This is a genomic window from Burkholderia sp. 4M9327F10, from assembly GCF_005503145.1.
In the GTDB taxonomy this organism is placed as follows: domain Bacteria; phylum Pseudomonadota; class Gammaproteobacteria; order Burkholderiales; family Burkholderiaceae; genus Paraburkholderia.
Window position 1 is genome coordinate 17,236 of record NZ_SCNV01000072.1, and the last position, 20,813, is coordinate 38,048.

Below are 20,813 nucleotides of genomic sequence, written 5' to 3' on the forward strand. Positions count from 1 at the left end.
CCCGTGCCATGATGGGACGTCAACCCGCAGCCGCATCTGCCGGCTGCCGGCCCCATCGAGGCACTGGAGTGGTTTATGACCGATCACGAGACGCTGCATCCGTTGCGCCCCCTGCTGAAAAACTTCATCTGGGAACATGGCCGGATCGGCACGCGTTATCTGGATTGCAGCGACGGCGAGATCAAGTTCGACGATGGCAAGAAGTCACGCTTTGCCGCTGAGAAATACCTTTACGTGCCGCTCGGCAAGGACGCCGTCGACGACCCGCAGATCGACGGCCCCGCGATTCAGGAAGCCGCGCTGGCCCGCTTTCTGCGCGCGGCACAAATGGGCAAGCCGGAAGAAGCCGGTACGCCGGCCGATGTGCAGCGTGCCGCGCAAGACTGCATGGAGCTGGCGGTTTTCAGCGCCTATCAGCGCGAGGCGCACGAAGCCCAGGCCCGCTATGCCGAAGAAGCCATGTTCGACGATGAGATCCGCGCGGCGGTGGTGAGCGATATCCGCCGCCTGTATGCGGGTATGCGCGAACATCTCGCGCTCTACGATTTCACCGTGCTGCACGGCTTGCCCGGACCCTTGCTCTTTGGCGACGCGCCGTTTATCGACTGGCGGATTCGCGTCAAGCCGGCGTTGCCGCTCGTCTCCCTGCCGCTCGGCCCGTATTGCCTGCTGGTCGGCACGCCGTCGGGCCGAACCAGCAAGGTGGCGCCGGTGAAGTGGCAGACGGTCGCCTCGCTGGGCGTGCTGAAGGACCATAACCGCCTGATGGTGGAGAGCGCACGCCTGTGGCTGGTGGCCACGTCGGACGACCAGCTCGTCGCGGTGCAGGCGCGCTTTCGCCCGGCGGCGCCCGAAGAAGCGCCGCGGTCGTGACGGGGAACGCGGCTGGCGCACACCGGTCGTCGCCACGCGCCGGATGCAACGCCCCGATCACGGCTCGATAAACGTGATCCGGAACGGCCCGCCATTTTCCGCCGCGTGCACCACTGCTTCGTTCACCTGAGCGAGCGGAAAACGGGTCGCCTCGAAACCCTCCAGCGACAGAAGCCCGCTGCGGATCAACGCCGCGAGCCGCGCCGGCGCCTCGCGTGGATACATGTATTGGCCGCGCACCGTGATGCAATTGCGCATGAGGTGCGCGTACGGAAACTCCACGCCGATCCGCAGGCCGCCCATCAGCACCACCGTGCCGTGCGGCCGCACCGTCATCGCGGCGGCGCGCACCGGCGCCGCGTCGGAGAGCGGTGGCAGGATATCGAGCACGATGTCGATCGGCCCGCGCGCGGCCTCGCGCATGCGTGCCGTGTCCTCCGCCTCATTACCGCTCAGCACGACGGTCGCGACACGGGGACCGAAGCGGCGTGCGAGTTGCGCCAGCATCGCCTCGTTGCGGCCCGGGGCGACGACGCAACCGGCTCCCATCGCTAGCGCGACGGCCACGCCCGCGCTGCCGAAGTGACCCGTCGCGCCGCTGATCAGCACCGTGTTGCCGGCCTGCAAGCCGGAGGCGAGCAGACCGCCATAGGGCACCAGCATCGACATCAAGCCGCACCAGCGCCCAGCGTCACCGCGATCGAGCTCACCGAGCGCAAAGGCGTTCTCCATCGGCACGAGCATGCGTTCGGCGAACGGTCCGTGGCGGAAATAGCCCTGCATGCGCTGCGCCCCTTCGCTGGGGGCGATCCAGCCTTGCAGCATGACATCCGGGGAGATTGCGTCGTCGCGCGAACGCACGGTGGGGTCGCAGAACACCCAGTCTCCGACTTTCAGACGCGTCGCGTCCGGACCGACGGCATGCACCCTGCCGATTGCCCCAACACCCGGCGCGAGCGGCAACAGCAACGGATATTGCCTGGCGCCACTGAATACCTCACTGGTGTAGGACAGAACCGGCGCGGCAACCACCTCCACCGCGACCTCGCCCGCCGCGGCGAGCGGATCGGGCAGGTCTTCGATCGTCAACGGCGTTCCGAACTGCTTGAGCATAGCGGCCTTCATGATGTCTCTCCTTGCTGGAAAAATGTCATGGTAGGCGCGCCTTCCCGGCACATTCAGGGCTGGTATTATCCCAGGATTGGCAAGTTCCTCCCTTGGGGGTTTCATGGGCGACATGAATGACCTGAGCGACACGAGCCGCGCCGAGCTCGGCAATTTTTTGCGCGCTCGCCGCGAGCGCCTCGATCCGCTCGCGCTCGGCATGGGCGGCGGCCGGCGCCGGCGCACGCCCGGACTGCGCCGCGAGGAAGTGGCCGAACTCGCCGGCATCGGCGTGGACTGGTACATCCGTCTGGAACAGGGGCGCGACGTCAGCCCCTCCTCCACTACCGTCGATGCACTCGCCCGCGCACTGCGGCTCGGGCCGGCCGAGCATGCGCATTTGCGAGCCCTCGCACGCGTCGCGCAACGGCGTCCGTTCGAGTTAGAAAGCGTGCCGGATACGGTGCGCCGGGTGGTGGAAAGTCTCGCTGAACCGGCCTATCTCACCGGACGCCGTTGGGACATCCTTGCGTGGAATGCGGCGGCCGTCGAGCTATTCAAGGACTTCGGCGCCATCCCGCCGGCCGGGCGCAACATCCTCCTCTACATGTTGACGGACCCGCACGCGCGGACCCTGTTCGGTTCGGGCTGGGCGCGCGAAGCGAAGCGGATGGTCGCGCAGTTTCGTGCGACCCACGATCTGTGGGCGGGCGACCCCGCCTTTATCGAACTGCAGGAGCGCCTGTACGAGGGCTGCGCGGAATTCGCGAGCTGGTGGGAAACGCACGACGTGGTCGCCACCATTGCAGGACGCAAGCGTCTTCATCATGCGACGAAGGGAGCGTTGTGGGCGGAATACGCAACGTTTCAGGCGAACGACGATCCGGCGCTCAAGCTGGTGATCTATCGGGTCGAAACAACCAGCTCGGGATAGCCGGTCGCCGCATCCTGCTCGCGCGCGAAGCGATGCTCGGGCAGCAGCGCCAGCAGAATCTCGGCCGTGGTGCGAACCGTGCAGCCTGGCGTCACATGCCCGCCATGCACCTGGCCATGCGCGTCCGAAACCGACATGTGCAGATGTGCGCCATCGGGCGAGATGGAGCCGGCGAGCGTGAGAATTTCCAGATCGCCGCGTAACTCGGTGGCTTCCCCGGCACCTGCAAAACGCAGTTGCGCGACACTCAGGCTGCCGATGCCCTGCAACACGAAGGCCGCCTCCAGGCCGAGGGCGCGCAGCGTATTTTCGAGCGCGGCGCGCAGGTCATCGCCGGGGATCAGGCGGACAGGATGGGTTTGCATCGCTCGGCTCCGGGTGAGTCCAGATGAATGGCGAGTACTGAGGCACGTTGCATCGGGCAGCTTCGCTCATTGTGCCATCCGGTTCTCGCCCACCGGCAACGGCACGCGCGCACCAGTCAACTCCCTGTGCCCAGATGCTCGACCAGATAGTCGATCAGCGCTCGCACCTTCAGCGGCAAAAACCGGTTCGGCGGATAGAGCAGCCAGATCGAGCCGACATAGGCCTGCGTCTCCAGTTGCCAGTCGGCCAGCACCTGCACCAGTTCACAGCGCTCAAGCGCACCGGCGGCGGCGAATTCCGGCAGGTTCGCAATGCCGAAGCCCTGCTGGGCCGCTTCGAGCCGCGCCCCGGCATGGTTGGCAATATAGCGGCCACGCACTTCGACGCTTTGCGTCTGGTTGCCGCGCCGCAAGCGCCAGCGGTGGTCGTCGACCGTGTCGCCCAGGTAGATGCAGTCGTGCTGGGCGAGTTCGCGCGGCTGCTGCGGGGTGCCGCGCGCTTCCAGATAGGCCTGCGACGCGCATAGCACCCAGCGCACCTCGCCGAGCCGGCGTCCGGCGAGGCCCGGCGGCGGACGATCAGTCAAGCGGATCACAAGGTCGAGACCGGCTTCCAGCGGGTCGAGGTCGTGGTCCGAATAGAGCAGTTGCAAATCCACCTCCGGGTACGCGCGCAGGAAGCCGGGCACGAGCGGATGGATCACGGTTCTTGCAAATTGCGTCGGCGCACTCACGCTCACCTTGCCCTGCGGCCGGCCTGCCAGTTGCCCTGCCGCATCCACCGCACCGGCGGCGGCGCTCACCATCTCCCGGCAGTAACGCGCCACCTGGGCGCCCGACTCGGTGACACGCACCTTGCGCGTCGAGCGCTCCAGCAGGCGCGTCGCGAGCGCTTCTTCGAGGCGTTTGATCTGCCGGCTCACGGTCGACGGCGTGCTGCCGAGCTGGCGCGCCGCCATGGAGAAGTTGCCCACTTCGACCACCCGCGCGAACACCGCCATATCGGGTAACAACGCGAAAAGTTCGTCGGGATTCATCGTGCGTGGGAGGAAATGACCAATAAGCGCAGCGGGACGGCCAGCGCCGGGGATTTGTGCATCTGCGATATAAAAGCTATGCACCGCAACCCGATTATCACCCTCCACGCAACACCCGACAATACGGTCACACAAGTCCGTCATCCGAGGTTCGCCGTGTCCAGACAAGAACGCCTGCAATTACTCTCCGACCTGATGCTGCTGGCCGTTGCCGTGGTGTGGGGCACCAGCTATGGCGTCGCCAAGAGCGCGCTCGCGTATTACCCGGTGCTCGGACTGCTCGCGCTGCGCTTCGCCATCACCTTCGTCGTGCTCTCGCCGGCGTTGCGAAACCTGCGGCATGCCGATGCCCGCGCCTTGCGCGCTGTGCTCGGCGCCGGCGTGCTGCTGTTCAGCATCTATCTGTGCGAGACCTTCGGCTTGCTGCTCACGCGCGCGGCAAACGCCGCGTTCCTGATCAGCCTGTGCGTGGCGTTCACGCCGCTCGTCGAGTGGTCGCTGCTCAAGCGCCGGCCGAGCCGCATCGAGTGCTGCGCGGTCGCGGTGTCGCTGCTGGGCGCGTGGCTGCTCGCCGGCGATGGCGCGCTTGAGTTCAATCCGGGTGATGCCCTGATTCTCGGGGCTGCGGTCCTGCGGGCGCTGATCGTCTGCGTCACCAAGCGGGCGATGCGCAGCGCGGCGCTGCCGCCGTTGACGGTCACGGCCGTGCAGTCGGGCGTGGTGGCATTCGGCAGCGCGGCGGTGGCGCTGCTGTTTGCACGCGGGCAATGGCAGCATGTGCCCTCCTTCGCCGGACATTCGACCTTCTGGGGCTGCGTGCTCTATCTGGTGCTGGCATGCACGTTGTTTGCATTCTTCGCGCAGAACTATGCGATCAAACGCAGCAGCCCGACCCGCGTGGCGCTGCTGATGGGCAGCGAACCGGCGTTCGGGGCGCTGTTTGCATGTGTGTGGCTGGGGGAAAGGATCTCGGCGACGGCCTGGGCGGGCGGCGGGTTGATCGTGGCGGCGTCGCTGCTGGCGACCGTGCGCTGGACTAAAGCGGCACCGGTTGAGGTGCCGGGGGCATCGCAGCAGGTTTAGGCCACGCGTCCGCGTTGACTCACCACTTCGCCGCGCTGAAACACATATTCGATGCGCTCGCCCTGCCCGGTCAGCACGCCGATATCGCGCAGCGGATCGCCGTCCACCACCAGCACGTCCGCAATCGCCCCCGCTGCGATCACGCCGAGCTTGCCGGGCCGATCGACGATCTGCGCCGCAATCGTCGTGGCCGAACGCAGCGTCTCCAGATTCCCCAGCACTTCGGCGCGAATCCGCAACTCGTCGCTCTGGAACATATGCATTTCGCCGAGCAGGTCCGAGCCGAATCCGATCTGCACACCAGCGCGTGCATAGATCTGCAGCGAGTCGCGCCCCGCCTGACGCACGGTCTCGACCTTGGCAATCGACTCCGCCGGCAAGCCGTACTCGGCGCCGTGCTTCGCCAGCGCGTCATAAGTCACGAGTGTCGGAACCACGAATGCGCCGTGCTCATGCATCAGACGCGCCGCGTCCTCATCCACCAGATTGCCGTGCTCGATCGTTCGCACCCCGCAACGCACCGCTCGCGAGATCGCCCGGCCGGTATACGCATGCGCCATCACGTAGGTATTGGCCGCTTGCGCCTCGGCGACGATCGCGCGAATTTCATCCTCCGAATACTGGGTGTTGCCGATCGGATCGGTCGGCGATGCCACGCCACCCGAGGCCATGATCTTGATCTGCGTGGCGCCCTTCTGGATCTCTTCGCGCACGGCGAGCCGCACGGCGTCCACGCCGTCCACCACCCGCGCAATCGCCCCCGCCCTGAAGCAGCACGAACACGGTTCGAGCATGTCGCCGCGCGGACGGAAATCACCATGGCCGCCGGTTTGCGAGAGCGCTTTGCCCGAGGGAAAAATGCGCGGCCCGGGAATCAGCCGGCCTTCGAGCGCCTGCGTCAGCCCCCAGTCCGCGCCACCGGCATCGCGCACGCTGGTGAAGCCGCGGCCGAGCATTGCAGCGAGAATCGGCAACGCGCGAATGGCGGCGAGGATGTTCGGTTGCGTGGCATTCGTGCCGAGGTTCGCGCTCGAGGCAAGCACATGCACGTGGCAATCGATCAGCCCCGGCATCACCGTCTTGCCGCGCGCCTCGACGATGCGCACACCCGGCAGATCGACGGGACAGTCGGTGACTTCGACAATGTGACCGTCTTCGATCACGACATGATGGTGTTCAAGCAATCGACCCTGCGACAGGTCCAGTACGTTGCCGCCGCGGATTACCGTGATGGTCATGAATAGTTTCCTTGCTTGTTGAAGGAACCGCTCCCGGCGACGCTCAGCCGCGCAAACGGCGCGGGTCGCGCACGTAGAAGGTTCCGATAAGGCTGATGGCCGCGGCGATCATCACGTAGATGGCGGGCGCCATATTGCTGCCGGTGGAGGCGATCAGCCACGTGATGAAGAACGGCGCGAAACCGCCGAAGATCGTCACCGCGAAGTTGTAGGCGACCGAGAGGCCCGTCGACAGCACCTTGGTCGGAAAGAGTTCGGCAAATGCGGCGAGAATCGGTCCGGTGTAGGCGGCAATCAGGAGACCGAACACACCTTGAAACACCAGCAGCGACGCCAGCGCCGGCACGCGGTTGATATAGGTGAACATCGGCCATGCGAGCAACAGGATCGACGCAGCGGCGCCCGACAGAAAGACGCGGCGGCCAAAGCGGTCGGCGAGCTTGCCGACCAGCGGCGAGAAACACATGATCATCAGACCGCCCAGCATGCCGGCCAGGAAGCCCTGCGATTGCGGCAGATGCAGCGTGCGCACCGAGTAAGTCGGCATGTAGAACAGCAGCACGTAGGTGGTCGCGGTCCAGAGGATCACCATCGAGAAACTGGCGAGCGTTTCGCGCGGAAAGCGTTGCAGCACTTCGGCGAGCGGCGAATCCTTCTTCGCCTCCTCGGCCACCGCGCTAAACACCGGCGTTTCGTCCATCCGGCTGCGGATGAAATAGCCGACCGGTCCAATCAGGATGCCGATCAGGAACGGCATCCTCCAGCCCCACGAATGGAGCGAATCGGCGCTCAGACTGGCGGTCACGAAGGTGCCCACCGCCGCGCCGAGCAGCACGGCGAACCCGATGCTCGACTGGATCCAGCTCGAATAGTAGGCGCGTTGCTCCGGCGGTGCGTATTCGGTCAGGAAGGCGGTCGCGCTACCCATTTCGCCGCCCGCGGAGAAGCCTTGCAGCAGGCGCGCCACGACGATCAGGAGCGGCGCCCACACGCCGATCTGGCTGTAGGTTGGCGCGAGTCCGATCAGCGCGGTGCCGCCCGCCATCAGCAGAATCGTCAGCGACAACGCGGCCTTGCGCCCTACCTTGTCGGCGTAGACGCCCAGCACGATACCGCCCACCGGCCGCATGAAAAAGCCGACGCCGAACGTTGCCACCGTCAGCAGCAGCGAGGTCAGCTCATTGCCGGTGGGAAAGAACAGCTTGGCGATCATCACCGCAAAAAAGCTGTACACAGTGAAGTCGAACCACTCCAGGCCGTTGCCAAGGATGGTCGCGAGAATCGCGCGGCGCCGTTGCCGGGCAAGCGTATCGAGCGGCAGCGCGACGTGCGGCGAAAGCGTTCCTTGCATGGTCTCTTTCCTCATCTGAATCGGCGCCCGGCAGCGCGCCGGTTCGGGATCGAGCGGCGCCTCCACATGCACACTGCCGATCCTAGAGGAGATCTGATTTTTTTCTGAAACGAAAGAATCGCATGCTTGCATGCGTGCAGCGCATGCGAAGCCCGGAACGCCGGTGCTTACCGGGTTGGCCCGACTTGCTGCGTCTGCTGCTCCGCCTGCCCGAACAGCCAGTTCGTGAACAGGCGTGCCGCCTGGTTCTGCGAGCGGTCGTTCGGCGACACCACGTAGTAGCCGCCGCCATGACTGGCCGATGCGCGCGTGGCCCGCACCAGCAGGCCTTCATCAAGACACGCGTCGATCATGTGACGCCAGCCGAGCACCACACCCTGGCCAAGGATCGCCATCTGCACCAGTTGCGGATAGTGGTTCACTACAACAGACTTCGGCGAAGCGGGCATCTGCACTTCATTGATCCTGAACCACTCCGGCCACGACATCCACTGGCGCTGGCCGTCCTCCTGCATCAGCAAGGTTTCCTGAGCGAGATCAACCGGTTCGATCTGCCGGCCGCCAAGGTAGCCAGGCGAGCAAACCGGATAAACCTCCTCATCGAAGATCCGGCGCGCGGTGAAGTGCGGCTCGGCGCGTTGCCGGATGTAGTACAGGCCGACGTCGAATTCCGCGGGCGACAGCGAAGCGAGTCCGTCGCGCACGATCATGCGCACATGGACGTTCGGATTGGCCGCGCGAAAGGCGCCCAGGCGCGGCGTCAGCCACAGGACAGCGACGCCGGATGAGCAGGCGATGGTCAGTTCCTGGTCGCCATAGCGCTTCATGACGTCGAGCGTCGCTTCGGAGCAGCTGGTGAGAAGCCATTGCACGTGCTTGGCGTAGCGCTCACCGGCGATGGTGAGGCGCAGCGCCCGATGCTCGCGAACGAAAAGCGAGCGTCCAAGAAATTCTTCGAGCTGTGCGATCTGGCGGCTGATTGCGCTTTGCGTCAGATGCAGTTCGGCGGCGGCCTTGGTGAAGCTCGCATGACGCATGGCCGATTCGAATGCGATCAGACACTGGAGCGGCGGAAGCGGAGCGATGCTCATGGTGAAGGGGCGTCGTTGGAGGTGGGGTCATCATAACGCTGGGGATGGGCAAAACGCGGTGCTGGCCCCTACCCCCCATGCCCGCCTTCCCCGCCGCCGGCATGAGCCGACTCGCCAAATCCGCCACGCGAGATGCCTTCAGCGCCACCATGTTCCGACAGCGCGCCTTCTGTCGTGGTCGACTCGCTGATCCCGGTCGAATTGGAGACGTGCACGATGTCATCGGTCACATCGCCGTCCACGTGATACACCTTGCCGCTGCGCGTGTAGTACGGTCCATTCCAGTGCGCATGGGCGGCCGAGCCGTGAGCATAGCCCCCTGAACCTGACGACCCCGAAGACCCGGAAGACCCCGACGCGGGCTGCCCGCCGTCCGCACTCAGCGTGCAATCGTCGGGACGGCTCCAGTCGCGTTCGCAGTCGGCCAGAGACGCGTACTCCGCCCGTTCGACCTGGACCGGCGTGTCGTTGTGACACCCCGCAATCAGGCCAGCCCCGGCCAGTGCCCCCGCAGCGCCGATCAGCATCAATGTCGGCCGTTTTTGTATTCGATGTGCTGTCATCAACTCAACTCTTGATGAAGTAGTGCGGAACGAAATAGCTCGTGTTCTTGGTGATGGGATGAAACTCCTCGCGCAGGCACAGGCCCACTGCGTCATCGCCCACCACCCATGAGCCCAGGGTTGCATAGCGTTCGCCAAAACGCGGCAACGGTGCGAAGGCCTGATAGATGAACCCCTCTTCACCGTAGCGGCCGTCCTGCGCAATCACCTGTCCATCGTCCAGCAGCAGCGACACGTTCGCACCTTCACGCGAATAGAATGGCTTCTTCGCATGCGGCACACCGTCGAACGGATAGGACGTAAAGGACGCCGGCAACAGGTTCGGATGATCGGGAAACAGTTGCCAGAGGATCGGCAGAATCGCCTTGTTGGAGAGGATCATTTTCCAGGGCGGCTCGACCCAGCGTGTCGGGCTCGTGATCAGGTGGCGTCCGAACCGCTCGCGGATCATCCACTCCCACGGATACAGCTTGAACATCAACTGGATCGGCTCATCCTGTTCGTCGTAGAACTGGCTGGCCGCATCCACGCCGATGCGCGTCATGTCGAGAATCTTGACCCGCCAGCCGGCCTGAACGGCCGTTTCCATCATGTATTCGACATTGCCGATGTCTTCGCGGCTATCGAAAATGCAGCCGAAGTGCAGCGTGCCAACGTCCGGGTAATGCCGGCGCAGCACACCCCAGCGCTCGATCAGCGCTTCATGGATGCTGTTGAACTGGTCGTGAGCGGGTTGCACGTCGGTCTTCCAGAACCATTGCGCGAGACTCGATTCAATCAGCGAAGTCGGCGTATCCGCGTTGTATTCATAGAGTTTGGCCACGCCGTTCGCGTCGAGCGTCAGGTCGAAACGTCCATATACGGATGGATCGCGCCGCTCCCACGACGCGCGGATCAGCCCCTCGAAGCCGGTGGGGATGGCCAGCCGTGAAAACAGGTTGGCGCGGATCACATAGTCCACGGCCTCGAGGCAACGTGCGTGAAGCTCGCGCGTGGCGGCCCACAACGCCTCGATTTCGGCCTCGCTGAACACATAGGCCGAGTCTTCGAGCCAATACGGAAACTGGCTCGCGTCGGGCGTTTGAGGAACGCCGTCCTTGTCGATGGAATGGAAGTGGAACCCGATGTCGTCCAGACGCTGCGGCCAGTCCGCGCGTGGAATCTGCTTGATTCGTTGCATAGCGTTTGTTGTTGTACTGTGCGTTGCATCGAAACATGGTAGCGCATCGTCTATCTCCAATACAGCCTGTGCTCAATCTTTAACAAAAGTGGCCGCTTCGCCTCGTCCCCAGCGCGGGCTTTCGCCGTCATCTAATTTTGTTAAGGTAATCTCGCGCGATTGCGATTCGCCCTGCCTGTGGAGGCGCGACAGCAACGGCCTGGGAGCGCACCGCGCAGCGTCTTCCACGTTCACATTTCAACAAGATCTTCACTATGAGACGACGCAGTTTCTTCGCTTCACTTGGCCTGCTGGCCTCCGCGATCTCCACACGGGATGCATCCGCCCTGCCTTCGAACCTCGCACAGGACACCGGCACAGATGGCGCCCCCGACCCGGCCAACGCAGCGCACGCCAGCCGTCACTATCTGGAGCGGATTGCCACGCTCGACCGGCGCGGGCCGGAGTTGCGCAGCATCATCGAACTCAATCCCGATGCACTGCGGACAGCCGCGGCGCTCGACGCCGAGCGCGCAGCCGGGAAGCTGCGCGGGCCGCTGCACGGCATGCCGGTCGTTATCAAGGACAACATCGCGACGGGCGACCAAATGGCCACCACCGCCGGTTCGCTGGCGCTCGACGGCGTCCACGCCACGCGCGACGCATACCTGGTCGAGCGGCTGCGCGCCGCCGGTGGCGTGATCCTCGGCAAGACCAACCTGAGCGAGTGGGCCAACCTGCGCTCCACGCGTTCGACGAGCGGCTGGAGCGGGCGCGGCGGCCTGTCGCGCAACCCCTACGCGCTCGACCGCTCCACCAGCGGGTCCAGTTCGGGATCGGCGGCGGCGGTCGCGGCCAACCTCACGCGCATGGCGATCGGCACCGAGACGGATGGCTCGATCGTGTCGCCCGCCTCCATCATGGGCGTGGTCGGCCTGAAGCCTACGGTTGGGCGCATCAGCCGCGACGGCATCATTCCGATCTCGCACACTCAGGACACGCCCGGCCCGATCACGCGCACCGTCAGCGACGCGGCCCTGCTGCTCAGCGCGCTGGCCGGCCCCGACCCGCGCGATCCGGCCACCCTCGGAGCGCCCGCGCCGGATGACTACCTGGGTGCGCTGAACGGGAACGCGCTGCGAGGAGCGCGCCTCGGCGTGGCCCGCGAGTTCTTCACCGGCCATGATGAGATCGACCAGCGCATCGAATACGCGCTGGCGCAACTGGTGAAGCTCGGCGCCGAGCTGATCGACCCGATCGACTTGCCGAAAGTGAGCTACGAAAGCGAAGAGCAGGCCGTGCTGCTGCACGAGTTCAAGCACGATCTGCCGCTCTGGCTCGCAACCTTCGCACCGCACGCGCCGATTCGCTCGCTCGCCGACCTGATTGCCTTCAATAACGCTCAGCGCGACAGCGAGATGCCGTATTTCGGCCAGGAGTTGCTGATCCAGGCCGAGGCACTGGGCGGCCTCGACAGCGACGCCTACACCCAGGCGCTGGCCGCCTGCCGCAAGGGCGCGCGTGAGGACGGCATCGACCGGGTGATCCGCGAACACCGGCTCGACGCCATCATCGCGCCAACCGGCGGCACCGCGTGGCTGACCGACTTCATCAACGGCGACAGCGCCAGCGACGGCTTCTCCACACCGGCCGCCGTGGCCGGCTATCCGCATCTGACGGTGCCGGCGGGCGTCGTGCGCGGCTTGCCGGTCGGCTTGTCGTTTGTCGGTCCGGCATGGAGCGAGGCCCGCTTGCTCGGTCTCGGCTACGCGTTCGAACAGGCGACCCAATGGCGCCAGGAGCCGCGCTTCATCAGGCAGTCGAGCATGCCGCCCCTGCCGGTCTGAGACAGCCGCGCCTCTTCGCTCCGGTTCATTTCCCCCCGCGCGTGACGGCCCGCATTCACCGGCGGCCTCACGCGCGAATCGCGTTTGCGCGACGCACAATCTGTTTCATGTAGGGAACACTTCATAGCATTTCCTCCCCTTCCGATGCCATAATCGGCACTTCGCAGGCCTTCTTCAGACCGTCGTACCCATGACACTTGTCCAGAAAGCGCTTCTCGCCCCGCTCATCGTCGCGTGTGCGATGTTCATGGAAAGTGTCGATGCGAACGTGATTGTGACCGCCCTGCCCTCGATGGCGCGCGACTTCGGCCGCGACCCGGTCACGCTCAAGATCGCGGTAACGAGCTATGTGCTCGGGCTCGGCGTGTTCATTCCGGTATGCGGCTGGCTCGCCGACCGCTTCGGCGCGCGCACCGTGTTTCGCACCGCCATTGGCATCTTCGTGGCCGGCTCGCTGCTGTGCGCTGCCTCGGGGTCGCTCGCCACCTTCACGCTTGCGCGCTTCGTGCAGGGCGTGGGTGGCGCGATGATGGTGCCGGTCGGACGCATCATCATTTTCCGCGTGGTGCCCAAGTCCGAGTTCATTCGCGCGATGAATTATCTGAGCGTGCCGGCCATGCTTGGCCCCGCAGCCGGTCCGCTGCTCGGCGGCTTCATTACAACCTATCTGCACTGGCGCCTGATCTTCTTTATCAACGTGCCGGTCGGGGTGCTCGGCATCTATCTGACGAATCGCCATATCGCCAATACGCGCGAGCCGCACCCGGGGCCGCTCGACTGGATCGGCTTTTTTCTCTCAGCGGGCGGAGCGTCCCTGTTTCTGCTTGGGCTGTCGCTGATCGGCGGGGAGACGATCTCCAACGGCAACGCCATCGGCATGTGCGTGTGCGGTGCGTTTTTGCTGGCGATCTACGTGCCGTATGCCGCCCGCATCAAATTGCCGCTGCTCGATCTGCGCTTTCTGCGTATTCCCACTTTTCAGGCCAGCGTAGCAGGCGGCTCGCTGTTCCGGATCGGACTCGGGGCCTTGCCGTTTCTGCTGCCGCTGTTGTTGCAGGAGGGGCTCGGCAAGACCGCTTTCGAATCCGGTCTGATTACCTGCGCTTCGGCGTTCGGCGGCATGTTCATGCGGACTATCGCGTCGTCGGTGTTGCGGCGCTATGGGTTTCGCAACGTGCTGGTGGTCAATGCCGCGCTCTCGGGCATCTCCATCGCGATCTGCGGCGCGTTTTTCCCCGGCACGCCGACATGGCTGATCTGGTTCGTGGTGCTGCTCGGCGGATTCTTTCCGGCGCTGCAGTTCACCAGTCTGAACTCGCTGACCTATGCGGAGATCGCAAGCCGCGATGTGGGCCGTGCAACAAGTCTTGGCAGCGTCGTGCAGCAGATGTCGCTCGGCCTCGGCGTGACGATCGGCGGGATCGTGCTGCAGATTACGCGTGTCCTGAACGGTCATGCGCATATTGCGTGGACCGACTTCTGGCCGGCGTTCCTGGTGGTGGGACTCTGCTCGTTCGCCTCGATTCCGGTCACGTTGCGCTTGCCGCATCGCGCCGGTGAAGAGATCTCGCGAGGCAGCCGCGGGTGAGGTGAACGCGTCAGGCGCGCGGATTTGACATTGCGATTTAACCTTATCGTATGAGCGAAGCGCGCCTGCCTCTCCTGCATCGTCATTCACGGCAAAGTTTACAGTGACGTTATTCGTAGATTACATGTCGTCAAACTGTACGATATGCCGCGCTCAATGAGCCATTCATTGCCCGTATGGTGTGCTCCGTTGCGCCGCAGCATCGGTCTCCCCATGATCCTTTAGCACTCCCGTATAGCCCTCCTGTCATCTGTACGACACCCACGCGCGTCACCATGGGCGCCTGGCATCGCAAGTTCGTGCGAGGGTGTCGTGTCGCTCACCGAAACGCCATCCCGTATCCGCCAGGTTCTATTTGACAGACCAGCGCCCTTCCGCGGGCGCGCGTGACACGCAGCGAAGCACGAGTGCGCGTCCCTGCGACACGCCTCCTGCACCCCATCGCAAGCGCAGTAGCAACACACCACAAGGAGCTTGGTATGCATGATGTGGCAGATTCCGACAGCTTGCGGCACGCCAACGTGAAATCCGTTCAGCAGTACATCGACGAGCGTCCGATGTGGCCGGACGGCACACGCCTGCCCTCCGTGCCGATGACCGGCATGCAATGGCGCATCTGGGCGCTCGCCGCGGCCGGCAAGTTCTTCGAAGGCTTTGTCGTCTTCATGACCGGTGTGGCGCTGCCGCTGATTTCGCGCGAGTTCGGCATTGGCGCGGCGCAGAACGGCCTGATCAGTGCCGCCAGCCTGATGGGGATTCTGGTCGGCGCGGTGGGTCTGGGCGGCATGTCCGATTACTTCGGACGCAAGCGGATGTTCATTGTCGAAATGGTCATCTTCGTCGCGTTCCTCGTGCTGCTGGTGGCGTGCACCAACTTCATCTCGCTCGTGATCTGCCTGTTCGGTCTCGGCGTCGCGCTCGGCTGCGACTATCCGACCGCGCACATGATCATCTCCGAGAGCATCCCGAGCACCAGCCGCGGCAAACTGGTGCTAGCCGCGTTCGGCTTCCAGGCGCTCGGCGCGCTGGGTGGCACGGCAGTGGGCTTTCTGGTGCTCTCGACGGTTCCCAACCTCGACGCATGGCGCTGGATGTACGGCACCGCGATCATCCCGGCGCTGGCGGTGACGATCGGCCGCTTCTACATCACCGAAAGCCCGAGCTGGCTGCATATCCGCGGCGCGGTCGACCGTGCCGAAGCGGCTGCGACGCGCCTGCTGGTGCGCACCCCGCAGTACCCGACCAGCATCGCGCTGTCGCGCGAGATCGACGACGCGGCGACCGGTCACGGCCACGGCAGTTTTCTGGCGCTGTTCGCCAGGCGCAATCTGCGCGCGACGATCTTCGCCTCAGTGCCGTGGTTCCTGCAGGATCTGGGCACGTACGGGATCGGCATCTTCACGCCGACCATCCTTGGCGCCGCATTCGGCGCCAAGGCCGACCACGTGCGCAGCGTCACCGACCTGATCCTCAACGACATCCTCGCCGCCAAGGGCGCCGCGCTGATCACGATGCTGCTGATCGTCGGCATTATCTTTGCGGTGATCCTGGCGGACAAGGTCGGACGGATCTGGCTGCAGGTGATCGGCTTTATCGGTTGCGCAGCGGGCTTGCTGATTGCTTCGTTCTCCGATGGTTTTGAAGGTTCGACCAAGACCATCATCATCTTCGCCGGCTTCATGTTGTTCAATTTCATGACCAACCTGGGACCGAATGCGCAGACCTATCTGCTGGCAGGCGAAGTCTTCCCGACGGCGATTCGCGGCACCGGCGCAGGCTTCGCAGCCGCGGTCGGCAAGATCGGCGCGGTGGCAACCGCGTTCCTGTTCCCGATCCTGCTGGCCGGCATCGGCACCGGCCCGCTGCTTTATATCCTCGTGGGCACCTCGATTCTCGGCGCTGTGGTGACGTGGGTTTTCCGCATCGAGACGAACGGCGTGAGCCTCGACGAGATTGGACACTAGACGTTTGCGCACCGCCCTGTTGCCCCATACCAACGATGGCTTCCCAGTAATGCGACGGAGAGAGGCATGACTCACGACGTTAAGAACCCGGCACCGCGCCTGAGCTGGCGCCGTTTCGCCGCCGTGCCGCTGTGCGTGGCGGCACTCGCCATGACAGGCGCGCTGGCCAGCGCACAAGACCTCACACTCACAGAGACCGGTTCGACCCTGCTATACCCGTTGTTCACGACCTGGGTGGACGCCTACACGAAGACCCACCCGGGCGTTCACATCAACATTGCCGCAACCGGCTCCGAAGCCGGCATCCAGCAGGTGCTGGAGGGCAAGGTGCTGATCGGTGCGTCGGACGCGTATATGTCCGATGCAGAGATGCGGCAGCATCCGCAGATCATCAACGTGCCGTTGGCGATCGCCGCGCAGACGGTCAACTACAACGTGCCCGGCCTCAACGCGATTCATCTGAAACTCGACGGCCCCGTGCTGGCCGGCATCTACGGCGGCACGATCCGCAACTGGGACGCCCCGCAGATCGCCGCGCTCAATCCCGGTGTGACGCTGCCGCATCATGCGATCGTGCCGCTGCGCCGCGCCGAAGGTTCCGGCGATACGTTCGTGTTCACGCAATTCCTCTCGTTCGCCACGCCGGACTGGGAAAACGCCAATGGATACGGCACCACGATCACGTGGCCGAACGTGCCGGGCAGCGCCACAGCAGTCGGCAACGCCGGGATGGTACAGGCGCTGCAGTCGACGCCCTACTCGGTCGGCTATGTGGGTGTGAGCTTTAGCGACAAGCTGGCTGCCGCGCAACTCGGCACGGCGGCACTGAAGAATGGCGCCGGCGAATTCGTGCTGCCCACCCGGGAGACGATCACGGCGGGCGCCGCATCGCTCGGTCCGCGCACGCCGGCTGACGAGCGGCTCAGCCTCGTGTACGCGCCGGCTTCGGGTTCCTATCCGCTCGTGAACTACGAGTACGCGGTGGTCTCGACGAAGCAGCCAGACCCGGCGACGGCCGCTGCGCTGCGCCGCTTCCTGCTGTGGTCGATCGTGCCTTCGGAAACCAACGAGGCCTATCTCGACACGGTGCATTTCATTCCGCTGCCGCCGCATACCTGGGAGTTGAGCCAGGCGCAGATCCAGTCGATCCGCTAGGCGCAAAGACAAACGGCGCACCGTTGCGGGTGCGCCGTTCGCGTAACGCCTGATACCTTCCTTCCTGCGTTATTCCTTCGAAGGACGGCCGGTCTTGACGGTTTCGACCGCCGAGATGGCAGCCAGCAGACGTTGCTGCGTTGCGCCTTCGAGCAGCAGCAGACCGGCACGCAGCACTTCGCTTTTCTTCACCGAAATACCTGCGTCGAGGCACTTCTGCTTCAAGGTGGCGATCTTTGCATAGTCCGACTTGGGCATCGTGAAGCTGTCGCGCACGACTTTTTCTTTCTTCACGACTTCCTTCTTCGGCTCTTCCTTCTTCGGCTCTTCCTTCTTCTCAACTTCTTTCTTCACGGCTTCTTTCTTCACAACTTCTTTCTTCACGGCTTCTTTCTTCACAACTTCTTTCTTTGCCGTGTCTTTCTTGACGCGCTTCGGCTTCTCTGCGGCGACTGCGGTCGCTTCGACAGCCGTCTCTTTCGATGCGGCTTTCTGCTTCGGAGCAGCCTTTTGCTTCGGTGCGGCTTTTTCCTTCGTAGCGGTTTTCGGCTTCGGTGCGGCCTTTTCCTTTGCTGCGGCTTCTACCTTCGGCGCTGCCGCTGCCTTACCGGCAGCCTTGCGCGATGCCTTCGATTCAGCCGCCGCCTTCGTCTTCACCTTCACCGTTGCTTCAGCCGGCGCGGCGGCCTGCTTGTCAGCCGTGGCATCTTGCGCCGTCGCGCCCTTCGGGAAGTGAAAGGCCTTCTTGGTCGGCTTCTTGATGCTGGGTTCGTTCATTGTCATCTCCGGGTCATAAACAATATAAACAGTATATACGGTTTAAATTACATGCCGGGATTTTGCTGGCTGGGCACGGGCGAACGCAGGAAGGCGAGTTGTCCACACATTCGCTTGATAAGGATGTGGATAACTCGCGGGCAAACGATTCAAGTGGTTGATACGACGAGGAATTCAGGAAGCGCGCTCGGGTTACGCAGGAACCTCGGGCAAAGTCAGCGTTGCAACCTCGCAGTTCGGCAAACTGCGCAACAGGGCCGGCGCCAGCAACAGCTTCGCCGCGCGCACGCCCGCCCCCATCACGACTTGCGCGCGCTCCATCACCGCAGCGTCGACCAGAATACGCCAATCGCCCGGCACGCCGAACGCGGTGATACCGCCGAACTCCATGCCGCTATGTTCGACCGCGACCTCCCGTTTGGCGAACGAGAGCCGCTGCGCGCCGAGGTGAGCCTTGACGGCCCCGTTGATATCGAGGCGCAGCGAGCCGAGCGTCACGATCGCCGCATACTGCTCCGTGCCGTCCTTCTTGTAACGGATCACAATGGTATTCGCGCAGTCTTCCAGACCGAAGCCGTAGCGCTCGCTGAACTGTGCGGTATCGGAGGCGTCATCGCTGACCGCGAAGACGATCACTTCGTTCGGCGGCAAGTGGGCGACGACGTGAGCCGGGAGATGCTCCGCGAGCTGGTCGCGGGCAACGATGTCGAGTTTATGGAGGGATTCGTGTGAATGCATGACAGGCAGGAGGTTTGGCTTATGACTATTCTAGCGGGTCGCATTTTTGCATGCAGTGTGCCCGGTTCGGGTTTCCATATGCATGAGATATGGCAACCGCCTCTCATATGTATTTTCAATTTGGCACGCTGTCTTTTATCCTGCCCTGACTCGTCTACCCAGATGGAATCGACGTTCTGAAGATACTGACTTAGGGGGCTTTGCGTGTTCCTGAATCAAATCCGTTGCCTTCGCTCTTCCCTGCTTACCCTCGCTGTGTGCGCGGTTTCGGTTGCCGCGTTCGCACCTGCGGCGGTCTGCGCGTACGAACCCCACCACCATCGACCCACGGCTGCCGGGACAGTCGGCGCAGCGTCCGAAGGCGGCGTGCTGGTGCGCGACTTGCCGCTGCCGGACGGTTCGTTTCAACGTGTGCTCTATGACGCGCCGCCGTCGGCGGTGCGTGGCGTGATCGTGATGTTTCCGGGCGGCGCCGACGACATAGGCATCGAGAAGGACGGCCAGATCAAGCATGGCGACAATTTCGTCGTCCGCTCGCGCGATCTGTGGACCGCCAAAGGCTACGGCGTCGTGCTCGTCGATGCGATCGATCATCAATCGATGCGCGGCAAGCGCAGTACCGCTGCCTACGCCGAAGTGACGCGTGAAATTGTCGAGTTCGCGCACCAGCAGGCCAACGCGCCCGTCTGGGTGCTGGGCACGAGTCAAGGGTCGATCGCGGCAATGAATGCGGCCGCGCACGCCAGAGGCTCGCAGCTCGCGGGCGTGATCCTGACCGAGTCGGTGTCGATTCTCGGTGGCTCGCATGAAACGGTTTTCGATGCGCATCCGCAAGACGTGCGCGTTCCCGCACTGGTAGTCGCGAACAGGGACGATCAATGCAAGGTTGCGCCGCCTTCGATGGCGGACCCCATCGCGCAGTCGATGCGCAACACCCATGCGACGGTGCTCTTCGTGCAAGGCGGCATCGAGCATTCGTCGAACCAATGCGCGTCGCTATCGCCGCATGGCTACTACGGCATCGAAGGCAAGGTCGTCGACGATATTGCCGAGTGGATGGCGCACGTGGCTGCGTGACGCAATCGCCGGACGCACGCCCCTAGCCTTCGGGGGCGTGCCCTGTCTGCACCACGAAAGAAGCTCAGCTATTGGACGGCGGAACGTCTGCGGCGTGCTGGTCAGGTTTGCAATCCGTCTCGTACTTCGCCATCAGACGGGCCCGTGCGTCAGTGATATCGAGCGAGTAGTTGTCGATCGCCGGCCGGTAGCCGACGGACTCCAGCTCGTTCAGCTCGCGCATCAGGTCGCGGTGCGTGACCTCGCCGTGGGTGGGCTGGAACGGATAGGAGTTGCATTGGTGCGGGGTCAGCGGGCCCGAAGCCATCGCGCAAGCGCTGGCCATCATCAGCCCAAGGGGCAGTCCATACTTCAAGGGGGTCTTCATGAGCGTCTTCCTCCGGTTTCTCATAGCGCGCTTCGGCTAGACGACCGGTCTTGCGCCAGCAACCAGGCCGGTGCCGAAGTAGCGCCTTCAGAATAGGTGGAATCGCGTGTCGCTCCGACTTCGAATGCGTGAAGGTTTTTTCATGCTGGGATAGGCATTGGGGCGAGCGCCGCTGCGGCGATGCAGCGGCGCTTCCTTATTGCATGTACTGCTCGTTGCCGATCAACCCGATCTTGATGGCGCCGATGCGCTGCGCCGCAGCCAGCACGGCAGCCACATCCTTGTACGGCACCAGCTTGTTCGGCAGCAGATGGATCTCGGCCTGCACCGGCTCGGCCGCCACCTGCGCAAGCTTCGCGTCCAGCGCTGCCTGGTCGGGCACCACCGTGCCGTTCCACATCATCGTGCCGTCAAAGTCGATGTCGATCTGCACCACCTCCGGCTGCGTGAGCGGCGGCGGCGGGTTGCCCACCGGCAGGTTCATCTTGATGGCGTGCGTCTG

At 64.1% G+C, this 20,813-nt stretch carries 20 protein-coding genes; 8 read left to right on the plus strand and 12 right to left on the minus strand.

Annotated elements, in window-relative coordinates; genetic code table 11:
* Nucleotides 1-75: 75 nt before the first annotated feature.
* Nucleotides 76-873 carry a hypothetical protein gene (locus tag FFS45_RS36305; RefSeq protein WP_137959458.1) on the plus strand — a complete coding sequence of 266 codons (798 nt, stop codon included), beginning with the start codon at nucleotides 76-78 and terminating at the stop codon, nucleotides 871-873.
* Nucleotides 874-930: 57 nt separating this feature from the next.
* Here FFS45_RS36305 and FFS45_RS36310 read toward each other — a convergent pair whose 3' ends face one another.
* Nucleotides 931-1,998, minus strand: coding sequence for a medium chain dehydrogenase/reductase family protein (locus tag FFS45_RS36310; protein ID WP_137959459.1), 1,068 nt, complete (start codon nucleotides 1,996-1,998; stop codon nucleotides 931-933).
* Between the two features lie 103 nt (nucleotides 1,999-2,101).
* Between FFS45_RS36310 and FFS45_RS36315 the strand changes: the two genes are divergently transcribed.
* Nucleotides 2,102-2,911, plus strand: coding sequence for a helix-turn-helix transcriptional regulator (locus tag FFS45_RS36315; RefSeq protein WP_249363072.1), 810 nt, complete (start codon nucleotides 2,102-2,104; stop codon nucleotides 2,909-2,911).
* Here FFS45_RS36315 and FFS45_RS36320 read toward each other — a convergent pair.
* Both FFS45_RS36320 and FFS45_RS36325 read right to left on the minus strand, forming a co-directional pair.
* Entirely contained in the window at nucleotides 2,881-3,276 is a 396-nt protein-coding gene (locus FFS45_RS36320) for a PPC domain-containing DNA-binding protein (RefSeq protein ID WP_137959460.1), read from the minus strand. The two genes, FFS45_RS36315 and FFS45_RS36320, sit on opposite strands and share 31 nt — an antisense overlap.
* A gap of 116 nt (nucleotides 3,277-3,392) precedes the next feature.
* Nucleotides 3,393-4,313, minus strand: a complete 921-nt coding sequence (locus FFS45_RS36325) for a LysR family transcriptional regulator (RefSeq protein WP_137959461.1) — start codon at nucleotides 4,311-4,313, stop codon at nucleotides 3,393-3,395.
* A gap of 156 nt (nucleotides 4,314-4,469) precedes the next feature.
* Here FFS45_RS36325 and FFS45_RS36330 point away from each other — a divergent pair, with 156 nt between their 5' ends.
* Nucleotides 4,470-5,396: a DMT family transporter gene (locus tag FFS45_RS36330; protein ID WP_137959462.1), complete on the plus strand. Its 927-nt coding sequence runs from the start codon at nucleotides 4,470-4,472 to the stop codon at nucleotides 5,394-5,396.
* Here FFS45_RS36330 and FFS45_RS36335 read toward each other — a convergent pair.
* The 5 genes from FFS45_RS36335 to FFS45_RS36355 form a co-directional block, all read right to left on the minus strand.
* The gene (locus FFS45_RS36335) at nucleotides 5,393-6,634 is read right to left on the minus strand and encodes an amidohydrolase family protein (protein ID WP_137959463.1); all 1,242 of its coding nucleotides are present in this window, start codon (nucleotides 6,632-6,634) and stop codon (nucleotides 5,393-5,395) included. The two genes, FFS45_RS36330 and FFS45_RS36335, sit on opposite strands and share 4 nt — an antisense overlap.
* A gap of 43 nt (nucleotides 6,635-6,677) precedes the next feature.
* A complete protein-coding gene (locus tag FFS45_RS36340; protein ID WP_137959464.1) occupies nucleotides 6,678-7,985 on the minus strand; it encodes an MFS transporter in 1,308 nt (435 codons plus the stop codon).
* Nucleotides 7,986-8,152: 167 nt separating this feature from the next.
* A complete protein-coding gene (locus FFS45_RS36345; RefSeq protein WP_137959465.1) occupies nucleotides 8,153-9,076 on the minus strand; it encodes a LysR substrate-binding domain-containing protein in 924 nt (307 codons plus the stop codon).
* 68 nt (nucleotides 9,077-9,144) lie between these two features.
* On the minus strand, nucleotides 9,145-9,639 hold the full coding sequence (locus FFS45_RS36350) for a hypothetical protein (RefSeq protein ID WP_137959466.1): 495 nt from the start codon (nucleotides 9,637-9,639) through the stop codon (nucleotides 9,145-9,147).
* 4 nt (nucleotides 9,640-9,643) lie between these two features.
* Nucleotides 9,644-10,819 carry a glutathionylspermidine synthase family protein gene (locus tag FFS45_RS36355; protein ID WP_137959467.1) on the minus strand — a complete coding sequence of 392 codons (1,176 nt, stop codon included), beginning with the start codon at nucleotides 10,817-10,819 and terminating at the stop codon, nucleotides 9,644-9,646.
* A gap of 254 nt (nucleotides 10,820-11,073) precedes the next feature.
* Here FFS45_RS36355 and FFS45_RS36360 point away from each other — a divergent pair, with 254 nt between their 5' ends.
* From FFS45_RS36360 to pstS, 4 genes are all read left to right on the plus strand, one after another.
* Complete coding sequence (locus FFS45_RS36360; RefSeq protein ID WP_137959468.1) at nucleotides 11,074-12,645, plus strand: amidase; 1,572 nt, start codon at nucleotides 11,074-11,076, stop codon at nucleotides 12,643-12,645.
* Nucleotides 12,646-12,835: 190 nt separating this feature from the next.
* A complete protein-coding gene (locus tag FFS45_RS36365; protein ID WP_137959469.1) occupies nucleotides 12,836-14,233 on the plus strand; it encodes an MFS transporter in 1,398 nt (465 codons plus the stop codon).
* Between the two features lie 479 nt (nucleotides 14,234-14,712).
* On the plus strand, nucleotides 14,713-16,197 hold the full coding sequence (locus tag FFS45_RS36370) for an MFS transporter (protein ID WP_212745793.1): 1,485 nt from the start codon (nucleotides 14,713-14,715) through the stop codon (nucleotides 16,195-16,197).
* A gap of 66 nt (nucleotides 16,198-16,263) precedes the next feature.
* Nucleotides 16,264-17,352 (plus strand): phosphate ABC transporter substrate-binding protein PstS, encoded by a 1,089-nt coding sequence (gene pstS / locus FFS45_RS36375; RefSeq protein ID WP_137959470.1) that lies wholly within the window; start codon nucleotides 16,264-16,266, stop codon nucleotides 17,350-17,352.
* Between the two features lie 69 nt (nucleotides 17,353-17,421).
* Here the strand turns inward: pstS and FFS45_RS36380 are convergent, their stop codons facing one another.
* On the minus strand, nucleotides 17,422-18,129 hold the full coding sequence (locus FFS45_RS36380) for a hypothetical protein (RefSeq protein ID WP_137959471.1): 708 nt from the start codon (nucleotides 18,127-18,129) through the stop codon (nucleotides 17,422-17,424).
* A 192-nt stretch (nucleotides 18,130-18,321) separates the two neighbouring features.
* The gene (locus FFS45_RS36385; protein ID WP_137959472.1) at nucleotides 18,322-18,867 is read right to left on the minus strand and encodes a YbaK/EbsC family protein; all 546 of its coding nucleotides are present in this window, start codon (nucleotides 18,865-18,867) and stop codon (nucleotides 18,322-18,324) included.
* 204 nt (nucleotides 18,868-19,071) lie between these two features.
* Between FFS45_RS36385 and FFS45_RS36390 the strand changes: the two genes are divergently transcribed.
* The gene (locus FFS45_RS36390) at nucleotides 19,072-19,944 is read left to right on the plus strand and encodes an alpha/beta hydrolase (RefSeq protein ID WP_249363073.1); all 873 of its coding nucleotides are present in this window, start codon (nucleotides 19,072-19,074) and stop codon (nucleotides 19,942-19,944) included.
* A 64-nt stretch (nucleotides 19,945-20,008) separates the two neighbouring features.
* On the opposite strand, the gene FFS45_RS36395 is transcribed toward FFS45_RS36390, so the two are convergent.
* Both FFS45_RS36395 and FFS45_RS36400 read right to left on the minus strand, forming a co-directional pair.
* Nucleotides 20,009-20,311, minus strand: coding sequence for a hypothetical protein (locus FFS45_RS36395; protein WP_249363074.1), 303 nt, complete (start codon nucleotides 20,309-20,311; stop codon nucleotides 20,009-20,011).
* Nucleotides 20,312-20,507: 196 nt separating this feature from the next.
* Nucleotides 20,508-20,813: biopolymer transporter ExbD (locus FFS45_RS36400; protein WP_137959473.1), on the minus strand; the 306-nt coding region annotated here is incomplete at its 5' end.

Coding starts and splice junctions, on each gene's coding strand:
- FFS45_RS36340 (WP_137959464.1), bottom strand. CDS start 7,985: ATGCAAGGAACGCTTTCGCCGCACGTCGCGCTGCCGCTCGATACGCTT.
- FFS45_RS36335 (WP_137959463.1), bottom strand. CDS start 6,634: ATGACCATCACGGTAATCCGCGGCGGCAACGTACTGGACCTGTCGCAG.
- FFS45_RS36355 (WP_137959467.1), bottom strand. CDS start 10,819: ATGCAACGAATCAAGCAGATTCCACGCGCGGACTGGCCGCAGCGTCTG.
- FFS45_RS36350 (WP_137959466.1), bottom strand. CDS start 9,639: ATGACAGCACATCGAATACAAAAACGGCCGACATTGATGCTGATCGGC.
- FFS45_RS36320 (WP_137959460.1), bottom strand. CDS start 3,276: ATGCAAACCCATCCTGTCCGCCTGATCCCCGGCGATGACCTGCGCGCC.
- FFS45_RS36360 (WP_137959468.1), top strand. CDS start 11,074: ATGAGACGACGCAGTTTCTTCGCTTCACTTGGCCTGCTGGCCTCCGCG.
- FFS45_RS36380 (WP_137959471.1), bottom strand. CDS start 18,129: ATGAACGAACCCAGCATCAAGAAGCCGACCAAGAAGGCCTTTCACTTC.
- FFS45_RS36345 (WP_137959465.1), bottom strand. CDS start 9,076: ATGAGCATCGCTCCGCTTCCGCCGCTCCAGTGTCTGATCGCATTCGAA.
- pstS (WP_137959470.1), top strand. CDS start 16,264: ATGACTCACGACGTTAAGAACCCGGCACCGCGCCTGAGCTGGCGCCGT.
- FFS45_RS36315 (WP_249363072.1), top strand. CDS start 2,102: ATGGGCGACATGAATGACCTGAGCGACACGAGCCGCGCCGAGCTCGGC.
- FFS45_RS36395 (WP_249363074.1), bottom strand. CDS start 20,311: ATGAAGACCCCCTTGAAGTATGGACTGCCCCTTGGGCTGATGATGGCC.
- FFS45_RS36365 (WP_137959469.1), top strand. CDS start 12,836: ATGACACTTGTCCAGAAAGCGCTTCTCGCCCCGCTCATCGTCGCGTGT.
- FFS45_RS36310 (WP_137959459.1), bottom strand. CDS start 1,998: ATGAAGGCCGCTATGCTCAAGCAGTTCGGAACGCCGTTGACGATCGAA.
- FFS45_RS36305 (WP_137959458.1), top strand. CDS start 76: ATGACCGATCACGAGACGCTGCATCCGTTGCGCCCCCTGCTGAAAAAC.
- FFS45_RS36370 (WP_212745793.1), top strand. CDS start 14,713: ATGCATGATGTGGCAGATTCCGACAGCTTGCGGCACGCCAACGTGAAA.
- FFS45_RS36325 (WP_137959461.1), bottom strand. CDS start 4,313: ATGAATCCCGACGAACTTTTCGCGTTGTTACCCGATATGGCGGTGTTC.
- FFS45_RS36385 (WP_137959472.1), bottom strand. CDS start 18,867: ATGCATTCACACGAATCCCTCCATAAACTCGACATCGTTGCCCGCGAC.